Below are 19,237 nucleotides of genomic sequence, written 5' to 3'. Positions count from 1 at the left end.
TCCCTTCTCGACAGCGGGACCGGGTCCGGCCGGCACCGGCTCGGGGGATCGAAGGGTATCGAATGAATTCGCCCGGCTCAACACTCACGGATGACCGACGGCCGGTGCGCGGATTGGTGTCTTCCAATATCGAGGCATGGAGATTACCATCCGGTAACTGAATGTTCTTCACGTAATGATCGGCATCCGTCCCTCGCCATGATCCCCATCCCCCCGGAGGATCACCATGCCCCGTCCCACCACCACACGCCGCCTGCTGGCCGGCGCGACCGCCGCCGTCGGCGTCGCGGCCCTGCTCGTCGCCTCCCCCACCCCGACTCCCGCCGTGGGTGCGCCGGCCAACCCCGCCGCCACCGCCACCACCAGCGCGTTCGCCGGCAACGACTACTGCCTGGGCGAGTGCGGCGACATCGTGCCGCCCGGCCAGAACGGCAACGCCACCCTCGTCGAGATCCTCGCCAACCAGAGCCTCGGCACCCTGCCCCGGCACTCCGCCGACCAGCTCGGCAAGTACGCCGACCTGGTCTACGGCTACGCCGGGCTGCGTGAGGAGCAGATCGGCAGCTTCTTCAACGACGCCTCCTTCGGCGTCCCGGCCGGCCAGGTCGAACGCGACTACTCGCCCCGCTCCGACGTACGCATCCTGCGGGACAGGGCGACCGGCGTCCCCCACGTCACCGGCACCACCCGCGGCGGCACCATGTACGGCGCCGGGTACGCCGGCGCCGAGGACCGGCTGTTCACCATGGACCTGCTGCGCCACGTCGGCCGGGGAACCCTCACCCCGTTCGCCGGCGGGTCTCCGGGCAACCGGGCCCTGGAGCAGAGCGTCTGGCGCAACTCGCCCTACACCGACGCGGACCTCCAGACGCAGGTCGACGCGCTGCGCACGAAGGGCCCGCGCGGCGCGCAGCTCTACACCGACGTGCAGGAGTACATCGCCGGCATCAACGCCTACATCGGCGTCTGCATGGCCAACCGCAACTGCCCCGGCGAGTACGTGCTGACCGGGCACCTCGACGCGATCACCAACAAGGGTGGCCCCGAGCCGTTCCGGATGACCGACCTGATCGCCATCGCCGGCGTGGTCGGCGGCCTGTTCGGCGGCGGAGGCGGCAACGAGATGCAGTCCGCGTTGGTCCGCATCGCCGCCCGGGCCAAGTACGGCCCCGTCGAGGGCGACAAGGTGTGGGCGGCCTTCCGCAACCAGAACGACCCGGAGACGGTGCTGACCCTGCACAACGGGCAGAGCTTCCCGTACGGCAGCGCCTCCCCGGACGCGGCCAGCGTGGCGCTGCCCGACGCCGGCTCCGCCAAGGTCGAACCGGTCTTCACCGACCCCACCGGCTCCGCCACCACCACCGCCGGCAAGGGCTCCGATCTGGCCGCCGCGCTGTCCGGGCTGACCATCGACCCGGCGCACCGGGGCATGTCCAACGCGGCCCTGGTCTCCGCCGCCAACTCCGCGACCGGCCACCCGGTCGCCGTGTTCGGGCCGCAGACCGGCTACTTCTCCCCGCAGCTACTGATGATCCAGGAGTTGCAGGGCCCGGGGATCAGCGCCCGGGGGGCCGCGTTCGCCGGCCTGAACCTCTACGTGCTGCTCGGCCGGGGCCAGGACTACGCCTGGAGCGCCACCTCGTCGACCCACGACATCACCGACACCTACGCGGTGCCGCTGTGCACCACCGACGGCAGCGCGCCCACCCTGGCCAGCGCCCACTACCTCTACCGTGGCCAGTGCCTGGCGATGGAGCAGCTCGCGCACATCAACAAGTGGAACCCGACGACCGCCGACAGCACGCCCGCCGGGTCGTACAAGCTCACCGCCTGGCGCACGAAGCTCGGCCTGGTCGCCTGGCGCGGGACCGTCGGCGGCAAGCCGCACGCGTTCACCCAGCTCCGCTCCACCTACCGGCACGAGGCCGACTCCGCGATCGGCTTCCAGATGTTCAACGACCCGGCCCAGATGGGCTCCGCCGACGCCTTCATCGCCTCGGCGAACAACGTCGAGTACGCGTTCAACTGGTTCTACGTCAACTCCACCCAGTCGGCGTACTTCAACTCCGGGCTCAACCCGATGCGCGCCGCCGGGTCGAACCCGAACCTGCCGATGAAGGCCGAGGCCGCGTACGAGTGGCAGGGCTACCAGCCGGCGACGAACACCGCGACGTACGCCCCGCTGGCCGCCCACCCCAACTCGGTCGACCAGGACTACTACGTGAGCTGGAACAACAAGCAGGCCAAGGACTTCGGGGGGGCCGACGGCAACTTCAGCTTCGGTGCCGTGCACCGGGGCAACCTGCTCGACCGGCCGCTCAAGGCGGCCCTCGCGACGGGGAAGAAGTTCGACCGGGCGTCGCTGACCAGCCTCGTGGAGCAGGCCGGGCTGACCGACCTGCGCGGCGCCGAGGTGCTCGACGAGCTGATCCGGGTGCTGGAGAGCCAGCCCGTCGGCGACGCCGCCCTGGCCGCCGAGATCGGCCGGCTGAAGGCGTGGCGGCAGGCCGGCGCGCTGCGGGTGGAGACGGCCAAGGGCTCGAAGGTGTACCAGCACGCCGACGCCATCCGCACCTTCGACGCCTGGTGGCCGCTGCTGGTGCGGGGGATGTTCTCCGCGCCGCTCGGCCCGGACCTCTACCAGGCGCTGGTCAACACCCTCCAGATCAACGAGTCCCCCTCCGAGGCCCAGTCACACAAGGGCTCGTCGTTCCAGTACGGCTGGTGGGGGTACGTCGACAAGGACCTGCGTGCGGTGCTCGGCGACCCGGTCGCCGGCGGCCTCGGCCGCACGTACTGCGGCGGCGGAACCCTCGCCGGCTGCCGGCAGATCCTGCTCGACACGCTGCGCGGCGCGGCGGCCACCCCGGCCGCCCAGGTCTACCCCGGCGACGCCACCTGCTCGGCCGGCGACCAGTGGTGCGCCGACGCGATCATCCAGTCGCCGCTGGGCGGGATCAAGCACGCCACGATCGCCTGGCAGAACCGGCCCACCTACCAGCAGGTGGTCTCGTTCCCGGCCAAACGCGGCGACGACGTGACCAACCTCGCCGCCGGCCGGTCGGTGACCGCGTCGAGCAACCAGTTCGGCTACCCCGCGGCCAGGGCGGTCGACGGGGACCTCGGCACCCGGTGGGCCAGCTCCCGCAACGACGACCAGACGCTCACCGTCGACCTGGGCTCCGCCCGAGCCGTGGGCCGGGTGGTGCTGGACTGGGAGGCGGCGTACGCCCGGTCGTACCGGATCGAGGTGTCCGCCGACGGGACGACCTGGCGCACGGCCTGGTCGACCACGGCCGGCGACGGCGGCACCGACGTGGCGGCGTTCCCGAGCGGGACCGCCCGGTACGTGCGGATGCGCGGCCTGACCCGGGGCACCGAGTACGGCTTCTCGCTGTGGGAGATGTCGGTGTACGCCCGCTGACCCCCGCGCGGCGGCCGGCACGGATCATCCGTGCCGGCCGCCGCTGTCAGGCGAGGGTGATCTGGTCGCCGTCGACCTTGATCTCCTTGGCCGCCAGCGGCTTCGTCGCCGGGCCCCCCTTCACCGAGCCGTCGGTGATGGAGAACTTGCTGTTGTGGCAGGTGCAGTTGATGGTGCCGCCGTCGACGTTCGACACCGGGCAGCCCTGGTGGGTGCAGATCGGGTCGAAGCCCTTGAACGTGCCGGCCTCGGGCTGGGTGATCACCACGCCCTTGCTGGCGTACACCGCGCCGCCGCCGACCGGGATGTCGGCGGTGCGGGCCAGCGGGGCGGACGTGTCCCGGTTGCCGCCGGCGGCGTCGCCCGCGCCGGTCGCGCCCGGGCCGCCGCTGGTCGGGGCGGAGCCGCCGGCGGTGTCGTCGTCGCTCCCGCAGGCCGACAGGACGACCGCCGCGCCCACCGCGCCGGCACCGGCGAGGAGGGCGCGGCGTGTCTGCGTGCCCGGAGGAGTCTGCGTCTGCTCGTCACTCATGTCTGGCCTCTCTCTCGACTGTCGCCGCCGTCACGATCAGCGGCCGTACCCGCTGTCCACGGATCACGGGGCCTGACGGTTCAACGAATAGACCACCGTGATCGCTTCGGTCGGTGGCGATGCCGGCGGCGGCGAACAGGTCGCGCTGCTCCCCGGGGTTGACGGGCCGGCACGCGGCGGTGCCCGTCGCCGGGAGACCGCCGCGTCGCCGGCCCGGGGCCGGTCCAGGGGTCAGCGCGCCCCGGCCGTGGCCTTCCGGCCGGGGCGGGCGCGGGTGGTGCCGTTGGCCTTCGCGGCCCGGCCGGTGGCCGCCTTGGCGCCCTTGGCCTCGCCGTCGAGCCTGAGCACCTGGCGCAGGAACTGGCCGGTGTGGCTCTCGGGCACCTCGGCGACCTCCTCCGGGGTGCCGGTGGCCAGCACGCTGCCGCCCCGGTGGCCGCCCTCCGGCCCCATGTCGATCAGCCAGTCGGCCGTCTTGATCACGTCGAGGTTGTGCTCGATGGTGATGACGGTGTTGCCCTTTTCGACCAGGCCCTCCAGCACCATCAGCAACTTGCGGATGTCCTCGAAGTGCAGGCCGGTGGTCGGCTCGTCGAGCACGTACACCGTCCGGCCGGTGGAGCGTTTCTGCAGCTCGGAGGCGAGCTTGACCCGCTGCGCCTCGCCGCCGGACAGCGTCGGCGCGGGCTGACCCAGCCGGACGTAGCCCAGGCCCACGTCGACCAGCGTCTTGAGGTGCCGGTGGATGGCCGGGATGGCGGAGAAGAACTCCGCCGCCTCCTCGATGGGCATCTCCAGCACGTCGGAGACGGTCCTGCCCTTGTAGTGCACCTCAAGGGTCTCCCGGTTGTACCGGGCGCCCTTGCAGACCTCGCACGGGACGTACACGTCGGGCAGGAAGTTCATCTCGATCTTGATCGTGCCGTCGCCGGAGCACGCCTCGCACCGGCCGCCCTTGACGTTGAACGAGAACCGGCCCGGCCCGTACCCCCGGACCTTGGCCTCGGTGGTCTCGGCGAAGAGCTTGCGGACGTGGTCCCAGACGCCGGTGTAGGTGGCCGGGTTGGAGCGCGGCGTCCGGCCGATCGGCGACTGGTCGACGCCGACGACCTTGTCCACGTGCTCCAGGCCGGTGATCCGGGTGTGCCGGCCCGGCACGTGCCGGGCCCCGTTGATCTGGTTGGCCAGCACCGCGTGCAGGATGTCGTTGACCAGCGTCGACTTGCCCGAGCCGCTGACCCCGGTGACCGCGATGAGCTGGCCCAGCGGGAACGACACGGTCAGGTTTCGCAGGTTGTGCTCACGCGCGCCGTGCACCACCAGCTCCCGCTCCGGCGTCTGCGGCCGGCGCCGGCTCGGCGTCGGGATCTCCCGGCGCCCCGACAGGTACGCCCCGGTGACCGACTCCGGGTTCTCCAGCAGGGCGGGCACCGAGCCGGAGTGCACGATCCGGCCGCCGTGCTCGCCCGCGCCCGGGCCGATGTCGACGATCCAGTCGGCGGCGCGGATGGTGTCCTCGTCGTGCTCGACCACGATCAGCGTGTTGCCCAGGCCGCGCAGCCGGATCAGGGTCTCGATGAGCCGGTGGTTGTCCCGCTGGTGCAGGCCGATGGACGGCTCGTCGAGCACGTAGAGCACGCCGACCAGGCCGGAGCCGATCTGGGTGGCCAGCCGGATGCGCTGCGCCTCGCCGCCGGAGAGGGTGCCGGCCGGGCGGTCCAGGGAGAGGTAGTCCAGCCCGACGTCGAGCAGGAACTTCAGCCGGGCGTTGATCTCCTTGAGCACCCGCTCGGCGATCATCTTCTGCCGGTCGGTCAGCTCGATGCCGGCCAGCAGCTCGGCGCACTCGCCCACCGACAGGTTGCAGACCTCGGCGATGCTCTTGCCGGCCAGGGTGACCGCGAGCACCTCCGGCTTGAGCCGGGCCCCGCCGCAGGCCGCGCAGGGCACGTCGCGCATGTAGCCCTCGTACTTCTCCCGCGACCACTCCGACTCGGTGTCGGTGTGCCGGCGCTCGATCCACTGCACCACGCCCTCGAAGCCGGTGTAGTAGGAACGCTCGCGGCCGAACTTGTTGCGGTAGCGCACGTGCACCTGGTCGCCGGAGCCGTGCAGGATGGTCTTCTGCGCCCGCGCCGGCAGGGCCCGCCACGGCGTGTCGACGTCGAAGTGCTCGGCTTCGCCGAGGGCCTCCAGCAGGCGCAGGAAGTATTCCAGGTTGTGCCCGGTGGACCAGGGCTGGATCGCGCCCTCGCGCAGGCTGCGCTCCGGGTCGGGGACGACCAGCTCCGGGTCGATCTCCTTCCTGGTGCCCAGGCCGGTGCACTCGGGGCAGGCGCCGTACGGGGCGTTGAAGGAGAAGACCCGGGGCTCCAGGTCCTCGATCGCCAGGGGGTGGTCGTTGGGGCAGGCCAGGTGCTCTGAGTAGCGACGCTCGCGGTCGGGGTCGTCCTCTGCGAGGTCGACGAAGTCGAGCAGCACCAGGCCGCCGGAGAGGCCGAGCGCGGCCTCGACCGAGTCGGTCAGCCGCCGCTTGGCGCTCGGCTTGACGGTGAGCCGGTCGATCACCACCTCGATGGTGTGCTTCTCCTGCTTCTTGAGCTTCGGCGGCTCGGTCAGCGGGTGCACCACGCCGTCGATCCGGGCCCGGGCGTACCCCTTGCCCTGGAGCTCGGCGAACAGGTCGACGTACTCGCCCTTGCGGCCCCGCACGACCGGGGCGAGCACCATGAACTTGGTGCCCTCGGCCATCGCGAGCACCCGGTCGACGATCTGCTGCGGGCTCTGCCTGGAGATCCGCTCGCCGCAGACCGGGCAGTGCGGCTCGCCGACCCGGGCGTAGAGCAGGCGCAGGTAGTCGTAGACCTCGGTGATGGTGCCGACGGTCGAACGCGGGTTGCGCGAGGTGGACTTCTGGTCGATGGACACGGCGGGGCTGAGCCCCTCGATGAAGTCGACGTCCGGCTTGTCCATCTGACCGAGGAACTGCCGGGCGTACGAGGAGAGCGACTCCACGTACCGGCGCTGCCCCTCGGCGAAGATCGTGTCAAAGGCCAGGCTCGACTTGCCGGAGCCGGAGAGCCCGGTGAAGACGATCAGGGCGTCCCGGGGCAGGTCGAGACTGACGTCACGCAGGTTGTGCTCGCGTGCGCCACGGATGATCAGTCGGTCGGCCACGGTCCGTGTACTCCCGGGAGAAGAAGGCGAGGAGGATCTGTCCGCTCCGGGGCGGTCCGGGGGCTTCCGGGACGGCCCTGAGCGGTTGTGCGGGCGCAGAAGAAGCGCCTCGGCAACTCTAGCCCCGAGGTACGACAACTTCCCGCGCCCGCACATTCCCCCAGCTCATGCCGGTCGCGCCGGACCGCCGCCCCGCCCTGCGGGCAGCCACCGGCGGCGGCGTGACCCCGGCCATGGCCCCGCCCGGGCAACCCGGCCCACCCGCGCGCGTGAGGCGACGCCGCGGCAACCGTGCGTCACGACACCCGTGCTCCCGCGCGCCGGTCTGCCTCGCCGTCGAGGTGCCGACGGAGGGACCGTGCGGACCCCCGCGTCACGGTCAGCCCGTCCGGCGACGCCCGCCGCGCCAGCCGCCCCGGCGCTCGGCGGCCAGCCGGGTCTCCCGCCGCCGAGTCTCGAAGGCCACCTCCCGTTGCAGCTTGCGCCAGCTGTCGTACCGGCGGGCGGTCAGCTCCCCGGCGGCGAGGGCGTCGCGGACCGCGCAGCCCGGCTCGGCGTCGTGCACGCAGTCGGCGTACCGGCAGCCGGTGGCCAGCTCGGCGATGTCGGCGAAGGTGCGGTCCAGCCCGACCGCGGCGTCGAGCAGGCCGACCGCCCGCACCCCCGGGGTGTCCAGCACCGCGCCGCCGCCGGGGACCGGGACCAGCGCCCGCCAGGTGGTGGTGTGCCGACCCTTGCCGTCGACCCGGCGGATCGCCTGGGTCGGCATCACCACCGCCCCGGCCAGGGCGTTGACCAGGCTCGACTTGCCGGCCCCGGACGGCCCGAGCAGGGCCAGGGTGCGGCCCGGGGCGACGTGGGCGCGCAGCGGGTCGAGGCCGACGCCCCGCTCGGCGCTGACCGGCAGCACCGGCACCCCGGGCGCGACCCCGGCGAACTGCCGGGCGATCGCAGCCGGGTCGGCGGCGAGGTCGGCCTTGGTGAGCACCACCAGCGGGGTGGCGCCCGAGAGGTGGGCCAGGGCGAGCAGCCGCTCGACGCGGGCGACGTCCGGCTCCGGGTGCACCGGCTCGACGACGGCGGCGGCATCCAGGTTGGCGGCGAGCACCTGCCCGCTGGCGTCCTTGCCGGCGGTGCGGCGCACCAGCGCGGTGCGCCGGGGCAGCACGGCCTCGATGGTGACCGGCCCGTCCGGCCAGGTGTGCAGGAGCACCCAGTCCCCCGCGCAGGGCAGCCGGGTCAGGTCACGGGCGGCGGCGGCCAGCACCGCCGCGCCCAGGGTGGCGCGGACCGGGCCGTCGGCGCCGAGCACGGTGCACACGCCGCGGTCGACCCGGGCCACCCGGCCCGGCCGCTGGTGGGTGCGATTACGTACGTGGGCCGCCCACTCGGCGTCCCAGCCGAGGGCGATCAGGTCGATGGTCATCGGAACCTCTCCGGTGTCGGGGTGAGCAGTGGCGCGACTCGCGTGCTACGACCGGCATGGGCACCACCTCCTCCGATGTCCCGGGTGCCGCCTACGACGCCGACGGTAGGGGGCGGGCCGACGCGCCGAAAGCGATTTCCACGGCGACGCGGCGGGAACGGACCGCTAGGGTCGGGTCGTGACCGCAGATCCGTTGCTGCTGACCGGTGACCTCGACGACGCCACGGCCCGCCTGCTACGCACCGCGGCCGACCTCGACGCCGCGGGCGTCGCCGGGCCGTCCCTGCTGCCCGGCTGGACCCGGGGGCACGTGCTGACCCACCTGGCCCGCAACGCCGACGGGTTCGTCAACCTGCTCACCGCCGCCCGCACCGGCGAGCACATCCCGATGTACGCCAGCACCGCGGCCCGCGCCGCCGACATCTCCGCCGGCGCGTCCCGACCGCCCGCCGCCCACCTGGACGACCTGCGCCGCTCGGCGGAGCGGTTCGACGAGGCGGTCGCGGCCATGCCGGTCGAGGCGTGGGCGGCCACGGTGCAGACGCGACGCGGCCCGTGGCCGGCCGCCATGCTGGTCTGGGGACGGCTGCGCGAGATCGAGGTGCACCACGTGGACCTGGCCACCGGGTACCGCCCGGCCGACTGGTCGGAGGCGTTCGCCCAGCGGCTGCTGCACGAGGTCGCGACCGGCCTGTCCGGCCGGGCCGACGCGCCGGCGATGGTGCTGCGCTTCGACGGCAGCCACCACGAGCTGGTCGTCGGCGACCGCGGGGCGGCGCCCACGATCACCGGCCCCGCCCCCGACCTCGCCGCCTGGCTGACCGGCCGCGGTGCCGGCGAGACGCTCGCCGTCGCCCCCGACGGTCCCCTGCCGAACCCACCGGAATGGATGTAGAACGATGACCTACAGCGGAGACGTCAGCCCCGGCGGCGCGCCGGCCGTACGCGAACTCGACGGGCTCACCATCACCAAGGTGTCGGTGGGGCCGATGGACAACAACGCCTACCTGCTGCGGTGCACGGGCACCGGCGAGCAGTTGCTGATCGACGCCGCCAACGAGGCCCCCCGGCTGTTGGAGCTGGTCGGTGACGCTGGCCTAGCCACCGTGGTCACCACCCACCGGCACATGGACCACTGGGTGGCCCTGGAGGAGGTGGTCGCCAAGACCGGCGCCCGTCCCCTGGTGCACGCCGACGACGCCGCGGGCCTGCCGATCGGGGCGGACACCCTCGCCGACGGGGACACCGTGACCGTCGGCGACCGCGAGCTGGAGGTGATCCACCTGCGGGGGCACACCCCGGGCTCGGTCGCCCTGCTCTACCGCGACCCGGCCGGGACCCCGCACCTGTTCACCGGGGACTCGCTCTTCCCCGGCGGGGTGGGCAACACGGACAAGGACCCGGAGCGCTTCGGTCAGCTCATCGACGACGTGGAGCACCGCCTGTTCGACCGGCTGCCGGACGAGACGTGGTTCTACCCGGGACACGGCGGGGACAGCACCCTCGGCGCGGAGCGTCCGTCGCTGCCCCAGTGGCGGGCGCGCGGCTGGTGATCCCGGCTGCGGCGCGCCGCCCCCGTGCCGGCGCGCCGCAGCCCACCGCGTCCTGATCCGTTCCCCGGGTACGCCCCTGAGCCGGGGGCGTCAGCGGGGGCGGAGCACCTCGACGCGGCGCACCGGGGTGTCGACGGCGGGTTCGGTGGTGGGCACCTGGTAGCTGGCCACCAGGTCCAGCCGGTTGCGGGGCAGGTGGCCGCGGCCGGGGTCGCCGACCAGCACCTGACTGCCCCGGGCGGCGGCGCGGCGCAGGAACGGCAGCATCCGGTCGGCCAGTTCCTCGTCGTAGAAGACGTCCCCGGCGACCAGCAGGTCCGTGTCGTCGGGGTCGGAGTCGAGCAGGTCCTCACCGGTGGCGGCAACGGTGACCCGGTTGGCCTGGGCGTTGAGCGTGACGGCGGCGACGGCGTACGGGTCGATGTCGTTGGCCACGACCCGGTCCGCGCCGGCCAGCGCGGCGGCGATCGCCACCAGGCCCGAGCCGGCGGCCAGGTCGAGCACGCGGCGTCCGGCGACGAGCTCGGGGTGGTCGAGCAGGTGCCGGGCGAGGGCCTGCCCGCCGGCCCAGACCGACGCCCAGTACGGCGCCGGCAGGGCGTGCCCGGCGGCTGCCTCCATCCGGGCCCACCAGACGATGGCGTCCTCGGCCAGGTGCAGCCGCACCTCGGGGACGAAGGGGGTGGCGACCAGCCGGAGCCGGTCCAGCCCGTCCCCGGGCGCGCCGACCTCGCGTTCCAGCTCAGACAGCGCGGCGGCTGCGGGTCCTTTCACCGGGCAAGCATGCCCGAGCGGCCCGAACTCCGGGCGGCTTTCCCCCTGGCGTGGCCGGTGTGAGTTTTTTTTACCGGCCTTCCTGCGGCACTTCGACCAGCGGATCGGGGTTTCGCCAGTTAGTCTCAGGGAGGTACAGGGCGATCATCGGCCGGCGGTCGGTGGTCTCCCGCTTTGAACAGGGAGAAATGCATGGCTACCGGCACGGTCAAGTGGTTCAACTCGGAAAAGGGCTTCGGCTTCATCGAGCAGGACGGCGGGGGTCCGGACGTCTTCGTCCACTACTCGGCCATCGCGTCCAGCGGTTACCGGGAACTCAATGAGGGCCAGAAGGTCGAGTTCGACGTGACCCAGGGGCAGAAGGGCCCGCAGGCGGACAACGTCCGTCCGATCTAGCTTCGTGCCGGTGGCGGCGGCCGGGTTTACCCGGCCGCCGTCACAGCGCGTGCCGGCCCGGGACCACCCACCCCCCCCCGCCGGCCAATCTCAAGTCCGCCATCCGCCGAGCGATCTCGTCGGCTACCTGCCTTGCCAGGCTGGGCGGCGGTGCGGCGGCGATCTTCTCCGAGGTCAGGACGCCGGCCACGATCGCCAGCTCGTCCGTGAGGTCCTTGTCAGACAGGATGGCGGGCTGCGCGCCCGCCCATGCGTGACCCACCGTCGAGCACGGCGTCGAAGAGGCGGTTGTGCTGCGCCGTCCGAGCCGGTCCCGCCGCCGGGCCGTGGTGCCGTCCGGGGAGTAAATGGTCTCGTGAGTGTCCCGGGTGTCGTCCGTCCCCGTGGACCCACCAGGCGGAGCAGGAACGCAGGTCGTGGATGTCTCCGCCCGAGGTGGCTGGAGAACCGGCCGCCGTCCAGCGCGGAGGCGTCGAGGGTGAGCCCTGCGGTGTCCCGGGCGACCCGACCACCGAGTTGTCGCCGGCGACGGCTCGGTGGAGCCGCAGTGGGTGGTAGCCCCCGACGTGGGCGGCGTCGCCGAGAAAGCGGGTGCGGTCAGCCGGCCGGGCGGCGGAGCGGGGCGGGGCGGGCGGCCCGCACAGTGTCGCGGTGCTCCCGCATCGCGGTGACCATCGTCGCCATGAAGCGGTGCACGATCTCCAGCTCGGCGTCGCCGAAGTCGGCCATCACGCGGTCGGTTCGCCGGCCCAGCGGCTGGAAGAACTCCATGGCCAGCGCGGCGCCCCGGTCGGCGTAGCGCAGGAACACCTTGCGCCGGTCGGCGGTGTCCCGGTCCCGGCGGATGTGGCCGGCCCGCTCCAGCCGGTCGACCAGCGCGGTGACCGAGCCGGAGGAGAGGTTGAGCTGCTCACCCAGCCGTCCCGGGGTGATCGGCGTGCCGAGCAGCTCGGCGTCCATGACGGCGATCAGGGCGTGCAGGTCGGTGGGGTTGAGCCCGTGCAGCCCGGCGAAGGCGTGCCCGATGTGCTGGGCGTCGACGGAGTACCGGCGCAGGTCGTTGGTGATCTCGGCGACGAGCTGGTCGCGCCGGCTGTCGCGCCGCCGATACATGCCGTGCCGTTTCACGCCGTCGCTTCCCCTGCCGTCGCGGTCCCGCTTGCAGCATAGATGAGCGGCGGATAATCTCGCCTGTCAAGATACTCGACAGGCGTGCTGAATCGCACGGCCGCGTCGAACCGCGCCGCCGTACCCGGGACACGTCCCGGCAACCCTGAGGGAACCCGATGTCTGTGTTCACCCGCGTCGCCCGGGGGCGGCTCGCCGCCTGGCTCACCGTGGCCGTCGCGATCGTCCTCGGCGCGGCCGTCTTCGGGTTCCCGGAGCCGGACAACCCCGCCCCCGTCTCGTCCACCGGATTGTCGGTGCAATGGCAGTCGACCCAGGTCGAACGGCTCCAGGAGGAGCTGCCCGCCAGCGACGTCGAGCCGGCGATCGTCGTCGTCAGCCGCGCCGACGACGGGCCGCTCACCGAGCCGGACCGCGCCGCGGTCACCGGCATCCCGGGCGAGCTGGGTGGGTTCGCCGTCGGCGGGCGGGTCGCCCCGCCGCAGATATCCCCGGACGGCACCGTGGCGCTCATCGCCGTCCCGCTGTCCACCACCGGCGGCCAGGAGGACGTCGCGGCGACCGTGGCCGACCTCCGCGCGGCCCTCGACGGCCTGCCCGACGGGCTTACCGCCGAGGTGACCGGAGCGCCGGCGTTCTCCGCGGACCTGACGAAGGTCTTCGACGGCGCGGACATCACGCTGCTCGCCGTCACCGCCGGCGTCGTCGCCCTGCTGCTGCTCATCACCTACCGCAGCCCGTTCCTGTGGATCGTGCCGCTCGTCGTCGTCGCGGCCACCGAGCAGCTCACCCTGCGGGCCGTGGACACGATCGTCCCGGCCTTCGGCATCAACCTCCAGGAGGGCCAGGTCACCGGCATCGCCAGCGTCCTGGTCTTCGGCGCCGCCACGGACTACGCCCTGCTGCTCATCGCCCGCTACCGGGAGGAGCTGCGCCGCGAGGAGGACCGCTTCGCCGCCATGCGGGCCGCCCTGCGACGCACCGCCGAACCCATCCTGGCCAGCGGCGGAACCGTCGTCCTCGGCGTGCTCACCCTGCTGCTGTCGGAGCAGGAGACCAACCGGGCCCTCGCCGTGGCCTGCGCCACCGGCGTGGTGTTCGCCATGCTGTCGGCGCTCTTCCTCCTCCCCGCCGTGCTGGTGATCTTCGGCCGAGGGCTGTTCTGGCCGTTCGTGCCCCGGGTCGGCGGCCCAGCCCGCGAGGGCCGGCTCTGGGGCCGGCTCGGCGCCGCCGTCGTCCGCCGGCCCGTGCCGGTCGCGGCCCTCGCGACGCTGCTGCTCGCCGGCCTCGCCCTCGGCGGGCTCGGCATCCGCACCGGGCTGTCGGAGACCGAGCAGTTCCGGGTCAAGCCCGAGGCGGTGGCCGGCGCGGAGACCCTCGCGAAGGCCTTCCCCGCCGGCACGACCCAGCCGGTAGCCGTGCTCACCACCCCCGCCGCCGTGGCGGCCGTCACCGGCGCCGCCGCGAGCGTCCCCGGCGTGGCCTCGGCCCGGCCGGGGGACGCGGGCACGAACGTCGCCCAGGTCGACGTGGTGCTGGAGGCCGAGCCGGGCACCGCCGCCTCGGACCGGGTGGTAGAGGCGCTGCGGGACGCCGTCGCCGCGGTCCCCGGCTCCGCGCCACCGGCCGTCGAGGGCGCCGGCCCGTTCACCGGCGCCGTGGTCGGCGGCACGGTCGCCGCCACCTACGACTCCGACAAGGCCGACGCCAAGGACCTGCGGCTGATCCTGCCGATCATCCTGCTGCTCGTCGGCGCGGTGCTCGTGCTGCTGCTGCGCGGCCTGGTCGCGCCGCTGCTGCTGGTGCTCACCGTCATCGCGTCGTTCTTCGCCAGCCTCGGCGCGGCGTGGCTGCTGTTCGACCACGTCCTCGGCTTCCCCGCGCTGGACAGCGGCGTCCTGCTGCTCGCCTTCGTGTTCCTGGTGGCCCTCGGCGTGGACTACAACATCTTCCTGGTCACCCGGGCCCGCGAGGACGCCCGGCGCACCGGCACCCGGGACGGCATGCTGTCGGCGCTGCGCGTCACCGGGGGCGTGATCACCAGCGCCGGCATCCTGCTCGCCGCGGTCTTCGCCGTCCTCGGCGTCCTGCCGCTGATCACGCTGACCCAGATCGGGATCATCGTGTGCATCGGGGTGCTGCTCGACACCCTGCTGGTACGCACGGTGCTCGTGCCGGCGCTCGCGTTCGTGCTCGGCGAACGCTTCTGGTGGCCGGGCCGGATCGACCGGACGCCCGAGGACGCCCCGGCGGGCCGGGGCCACGGACCCGCGGAACCGACCGCCACCCGCGACTGACCGCTCGCCCCGCCCTTCCGATCCCGGCCCTACCCCATGTCGGGCCGCTGCCCCGTACCGGCGCAGCGGCCCGGCCGCGCCTCGCCGTCGACCGCCTGCGGCAGGCCCTGCTCGGGGATCACCTCGCGCCCTGCCCCGCCGCCGCCCGCAGCCCGGTCCCGGGTGGCCCAGGCGACCATGAACAGCGCGGTCCAGGCCGATCCGAGCAGCACCGAGGTGACGGTGCCGCTGGCGGTGCTCAACCCGAGGTAGACCCGGGCGCCACCGATCGCCGACACGCCGGCCGCAGCCACCGTCCAGGTGGCCACCGCCACCTGCCAGCGCGCGCTCCGGGACAGCAGCCAGGCCAGCGTGCACAGGCTCGCCGCAACGACGGCGTTCTGCGCCGGGAACGGCGCGCTCTCCTCCCCCGACGCGGCCCGCCCCGGCGCGGTCAGGTCGGTGACCACGGCGAGGACCACCAGCGGCAGGAACGCCCCCACCGAGCCCACCACGCTGAGCAGGTCGGCCCGCCACGGCCGCTGCCGCCAGGCCAACCCGGCGGCCACCACCGCGACCAGCCCGATCAGCACCGAGCCGCGCAACACCGAGACCAGGGTGAACGCGACGTCGGCCGCGCCGACGGTGCGCCGGTCGGTGAACCAGCCGGCGATCGCGTCGTCGACCGCGGCCAGCCCGCTCCACCGCATCGCCGCCCCGAGCAGCCAGGCGACGGCGAAACCGGCGGCGAAGAGGAGCGCGAGCCCCGCCAAGAGGTTGATCAATAATGTCCAGGCCGGCCCGATCCGCATGGTCAGCAGGAAGAACAGCACGCCGTACCGGGCGGCGAACCAGCGCACCGGCGGCAGCGCCACCACCCGGGCCAGCAGCGCCCGCGCCGGGTCGGGGTTACGGCCCAGCCAACGGCCGACCAGAAGCACGGCGAGGAGCCCGCCGAACAGCACCAGCACCGCCCCGGTGGCCCGCCCGAGCAGTCGGGACACCGTCTCGTACGACTCCCCGGCCACGTTGCCCAGCAGCACCGACCCGCCCACCCAGGTCGCCACCCCGGCGAGGTTCCACGGCGCGAACCGGCGGTACGGCATGCCGGCGGCCCCGGCCAGCCGGGGCGCCAGGGTCCGGGCGAAGGCGACCCAGCGGGCGGCGAGGACCCCCCGCCCGCCGAGCCGCTCCAGCAGCTCGTCCGCCCGCCGCCAGCGGTCCGGTCCCACCCGGGCGCCCAGCCCCGAGGCCCGCAGCCGGGGCCCGTACCGGCGACCCGCACGGAATGCCACCGCGTCGCCGGTCACCGCTGCGACAATCATCACCAGCAGCGCCGGGCCCAACCGGAGGGCACCGGTGTACGTGAGGAAGCCGACCAGCAGCAGGGTCGCCTCCCCGGGCACCAGCAGCCCGACGATCACGGCGGTCTCGCCGGCCACGATCGCCGCGGCGGCCAGGTAGACCAGCAGGGGCGGCAGGTCCCGCACCGAGTTCAACAGATCGTGCACGACAGCCCGGGGGTCACGACGGCCAGCATGCCAGCCGGGATAAGCAGGGCGACAGCGGTTTCGGCACAGATCCGGGAAGCGCCGGGGTGACCCCGACGCCGCCCCTGATCCGCACAGGCGGGAGGATGGAACCCATGCAGCTTCGCACCGACCTCCGTAACGTCGCCATCATCGCTCACGTCGACCACGGCAAGACCACCCTGGTCGACGCCATGTTGCGGCAGGCCGGTGCCTACGGCGCCCGCGGTGAGACGACCGAGCGGGTGATGGACTCGGGGGACCTGGAACGGGAAAAGGGCATCACCATTCTCGCCAAGAACACCGGCGTGCGGTACCTGCCTGCGGACGGCTCCGACCCGGTCACCATCAACATCATCGACACCCCCGGGCACGCCGACTTCGGCGGCGAGGTGGAGCGGGGCCTCACCATGGTCGACGGCGTGGTGCTGCTCGTCGACGCGAGCGAGGGCCCCCTGCCGCAGACCCGCTTCGTACTGCGCAAGGCGCTTCGCGCCCGGATGCCGATCATCCTGGTGATCAACAAGGTGGACCGCCCCGACGCCCGGATCAAGGAGGTCGTGGACGACACCTACGAACTCTTCCTCGACCTGGACGCCGACGAGGAGCAGATCGACTTCCCGATCGTCTACGCCTGCGCCCGCGACGGCATCGCCTCGCTCACCCAGCCCGCCGACGGCTCGGTCCCCGAGGACAGCGAGAGCCTGGAGCCGCTGTTCCGCACCCTGCTGGACACCATCCCGCCGCCCGCCTACGAGGAGGGCGCGCCGTTGCAGGCGCACGTGACCAACCTCGACGCCTCGCCGTTCCTCGGCCGGCTGGCCCTGTGCCGGGTCCGACAGGGCACCATCGCCAAGGGCCAGACCGTCGCCTGGTGTCGCACCGACGGCACCAACCAGCGGGTCCGCATCTCCGAGATGCTGATGACCGAGGGCCTGGAGCGCAGGCCGGCGGAGTCGGCCGGACCGGGCGACATCATCGCGGTCGCCGGCATCCCGGAGATCATGATCGGCGAGACCCTCGCGGACGCGGAGAACCCGGTTGCGCTGCCGCTGATCACCGTCGACGAGCCGGCCATCTCGATGACCATCGGCACCAACACCTCGCCGCTGGTCGGCCGGGTCAAAGGCGCCAAGGTCACCGCCCGGATGGTCAAGGACCGCCTCGACAAGGAGCTGGTCGGCAACGTCTCGCTGCGGGTGCTGCCCACCGAGCGGCCCGACGCCTGGGAGGTGCAGGGCCGTGGCGAGCTGGCCCTGGCGATCCTGGTCGAGCAGATGCGCCGCGAGTCCTTCGAGCTGACCGTCGGCAAGCCGCAGGTGGTCACCAGGGAGATCGACGGGAAGACCTGTGAGCCGGTGGAGCGGCTGACCATCGACGCGCCGGAGGAGTACCTGGGCGCGATCACCCAGCTCCTCGCGACCCGCAAGGGCCGGATGGAGCAGCTGGTCAACCACGGCACCGGCTGGATCCGGATGGAGTGGCTGGTCCCGGCGCGCGGCCTGATCGGCTTCCGCACCGAGTTCCTCACCGACACCCGGGGCACCGGCATCCTGCACCACGTCTTCGAGTCCTACGAGCCGTGGTTCGGCGAGCTGCGCACCCGCAACAACGGCTCGCTCGTCGCCGACCGGTCCGGCGCGGTCACCTCGTTCGCCATGATCAACCTTCAGGAGCGCGGCCAGCTCTTCGTCGATCCGACCACCGAGGTGTACGAGGGCATGATCGTCGGGGAGAACTCCCGCTCCGACGACATGGACGTCAACATCACCAAGGAGAAGAAGCTCACCAACATGCGGGCCTCTTCCTCCGACGAGACCGAGAAGCTGATCCCGCCGCGCAAGCTGTCCCTGGAGCAGGCCCTGGAGTTCTGCCGCGAGGACGAGTGCGTCGAGGTGACCCCGGCGTCCGTGCGCATCCGCAAGGTCGTCCTCGACCAGACGCAGCGCGCCCGCGCGACCGCCCGCCGCAAGCACGCCGGCTGACGGCCGAGCACGACGTACCGGGCGGGCCGGGAGGGACCACCTCCCGGCCCGCTCCGCGCCCGGCCCCCGCACCCGGCCCGCCGGCGACCGGATCCGCTACGGTCACCGGCATGATCTGGGACGAGCTCGACGCGCATCTGGACACGCTGCCGGGCACCATGTCGGCGTACCTGGGTCGGCTCGGCGCCGCCCCCACCTGGACCCGCCACCCCGACGCCACCCACTACGCGGCCAGCACCATGAAGGTCGCCGTGCTGCTGGCCCTGCACCGGGCGGCCGAGGCCGGCACCCTCGACCTGGCCGCCCCCGTCGACGTACGCAACGAGTTCGACTCCGCCCGGCCCGGCATGCCCCGGTTCTCCTGCGCCCGGCACTACGACAACGACGAGGCCGTCTGGCAGCGGGAGGGCCACGGCGCACCCCTGCGCTGGCTCGCCGAGCGGATGATCGTGCGCTCCAGCAACCTGGCCACCAACGTCTGCCTCGGCCACGTCGGGCTGCCCGCCGTGGCCGACGCCTGGGCACTCGCCGGCGCCCGGCACAGCGTCACCGGGCGCGGCATCGAGGACTTCGCCGCCCGGGAGGCCGGGATCACCAACCTGGTCACCGCCGCCGACCTGGCGGCCCTGCTCGGCGGGCTGGCCGCCGGGGCGATCCGGCCCGGGCCGCTCGCCTCCCCCCCAGGCTGCGCCGCCATGCTCGATGTCCTGTTCGCCCAGGAGTTCCGCGAGGACCTCGCCGCCGGGCTGCCCGAGGGGGTCCGCATAGCCCACAAGAACGGCTGGGTACGCGGCGTCCGGCACGGCGCCGGGGTGATCTACCCGCCCGACGCCCCGCCGTACGTGCTGGTCGTCTGCACCACCACCGACCTCGCCGACGGGGGCGCCACCGGCGACGAGTCCTCCGACGACGCCTGCCTGGTGCTCGCCGACGTCTCCGCCCGGGCCTGGGCTGCCCGCCACGACCTGCGCCCCGCCGGCTAGTCCCGCCCCCGGCAGGCGCCACGCCGGTCCGCCACGCCCCCGGCAGGCGCCACG

General features: G+C 73.3%; 13 protein-coding genes. 7 read left to right on the top strand and 6 right to left on the bottom strand.

Translation table 11 applies throughout. The features are described 5' to 3' along the window. The first annotated feature begins 226 nt into the window (after positions 1 to 226). Positions 227 to 3,424: a penicillin acylase family protein gene (locus ACFYZF_RS22820; RefSeq protein ID WP_387023857.1), complete on the top strand. Its 3,198-nt coding sequence runs from the start codon at positions 227 to 229 to the stop codon at positions 3,422 to 3,424. A 46-nt stretch (positions 3,425 to 3,470) separates the two neighbouring features. On the opposite strand, the gene ACFYZF_RS22815 is transcribed toward ACFYZF_RS22820, so the two are convergent. The 3 genes from ACFYZF_RS22815 to rsgA all read right to left on the bottom strand — a co-directional run bounded on the left by ACFYZF_RS22815 (position 3,471) and on the right by rsgA (position 8,559). Beyond that, complete coding sequence (locus tag ACFYZF_RS22815; RefSeq protein ID WP_387023855.1) at positions 3,471 to 3,956, bottom strand: Rieske (2Fe-2S) protein; 486 nt, start codon at positions 3,954 to 3,956, stop codon at positions 3,471 to 3,473. A 231-nt stretch (positions 3,957 to 4,187) separates the two neighbouring features. Next, complete coding sequence (gene uvrA, locus ACFYZF_RS22810; RefSeq protein ID WP_387023853.1) at positions 4,188 to 7,133, bottom strand: excinuclease ABC subunit UvrA; 2,946 nt, start codon at positions 7,131 to 7,133, stop codon at positions 4,188 to 4,190. A 379-nt stretch (positions 7,134 to 7,512) separates the two neighbouring features. Beyond that, positions 7,513 to 8,559, bottom strand: a complete 1,047-nt coding sequence (rsgA, locus tag ACFYZF_RS22805) for a ribosome small subunit-dependent GTPase A (protein ID WP_387023851.1) — start codon at positions 8,557 to 8,559, stop codon at positions 7,513 to 7,515. Positions 8,560 to 8,737: 178 nt separating this feature from the next. Between rsgA and ACFYZF_RS22800 the strand changes: the two genes are divergently transcribed. Together ACFYZF_RS22800 and ACFYZF_RS22795 are read left to right on the top strand one after the other, a co-directional pair. Further along, positions 8,738 to 9,454, top strand: a complete 717-nt coding sequence (locus tag ACFYZF_RS22800; RefSeq protein ID WP_387023848.1) for a maleylpyruvate isomerase family mycothiol-dependent enzyme — start codon at positions 8,738 to 8,740, stop codon at positions 9,452 to 9,454. 4 nt (positions 9,455 to 9,458) lie between these two features. Next, positions 9,459 to 10,112 carry an MBL fold metallo-hydrolase gene (locus ACFYZF_RS22795; protein ID WP_387023846.1) on the top strand — a complete coding sequence of 218 codons (654 nt, stop codon included), beginning with the start codon at positions 9,459 to 9,461 and terminating at the stop codon, positions 10,110 to 10,112. A 90-nt stretch (positions 10,113 to 10,202) separates the two neighbouring features. Here ACFYZF_RS22795 and ACFYZF_RS22790 read toward each other — a convergent pair whose 3' ends face one another. Beyond that, a complete protein-coding gene (locus tag ACFYZF_RS22790; protein WP_387023981.1) occupies positions 10,203 to 10,862 on the bottom strand; it encodes a class I SAM-dependent methyltransferase in 660 nt (219 codons plus the stop codon). 216 nt (positions 10,863 to 11,078) lie between these two features. Here ACFYZF_RS22790 and ACFYZF_RS22785 point away from each other — a divergent pair, with 216 nt between their 5' ends. After that, positions 11,079 to 11,282: a cold-shock protein gene (locus ACFYZF_RS22785; RefSeq protein ID WP_161690055.1), complete on the top strand. Its 204-nt coding sequence runs from the start codon at positions 11,079 to 11,081 to the stop codon at positions 11,280 to 11,282. A gap of 597 nt (positions 11,283 to 11,879) precedes the next feature. Here ACFYZF_RS22785 and ACFYZF_RS22780 read toward each other — a convergent pair. Next, positions 11,880 to 12,395 (bottom strand): MarR family winged helix-turn-helix transcriptional regulator, encoded by a 516-nt coding sequence (locus ACFYZF_RS22780; protein WP_387023979.1) that lies wholly within the window; start codon positions 12,393 to 12,395, stop codon positions 11,880 to 11,882. A 173-nt stretch (positions 12,396 to 12,568) separates the two neighbouring features. Here ACFYZF_RS22780 and ACFYZF_RS22775 point away from each other — a divergent pair, with 173 nt between their 5' ends. Further along, positions 12,569 to 14,707: an MMPL family transporter gene (locus ACFYZF_RS22775; RefSeq protein WP_387023844.1), complete on the top strand. Its 2,139-nt coding sequence runs from the start codon at positions 12,569 to 12,571 to the stop codon at positions 14,705 to 14,707. Between the two features lie 29 nt (positions 14,708 to 14,736). Here the strand turns inward: ACFYZF_RS22775 and ACFYZF_RS22770 are convergent, their stop codons facing one another. Continuing rightward, on the bottom strand, positions 14,737 to 16,197 hold the full coding sequence (locus ACFYZF_RS22770) for a DedA family protein (protein WP_387023842.1): 1,461 nt from the start codon (positions 16,195 to 16,197) through the stop codon (positions 14,737 to 14,739). 134 nt (positions 16,198 to 16,331) lie between these two features. On the opposite strand from ACFYZF_RS22770, the gene typA reads away from it, so the two are divergent. Together typA and ACFYZF_RS22760 are read left to right on the top strand one after the other, a co-directional pair. After that, positions 16,332 to 18,200, top strand: a complete 1,869-nt coding sequence (gene typA / locus ACFYZF_RS22765; RefSeq protein WP_387023840.1) for a translational GTPase TypA — start codon at positions 16,332 to 16,334, stop codon at positions 18,198 to 18,200. Between the two features lie 110 nt (positions 18,201 to 18,310). Further along, entirely contained in the window at positions 18,311 to 19,183 is an 873-nt protein-coding gene (locus ACFYZF_RS22760; protein ID WP_387023838.1) for a serine hydrolase, read from the top strand. The last annotated feature ends 54 nt before the right edge of the window (positions 19,184 to 19,237 follow it).

Source organism: Micromonospora sp. NPDC001898, assembly GCF_042891255.1.
GTDB lineage: Bacteria > Actinomycetota > Actinomycetes > Mycobacteriales > Micromonosporaceae > Micromonospora.
This window is presented reverse-complemented; position numbering and strand designations above follow the sequence as displayed.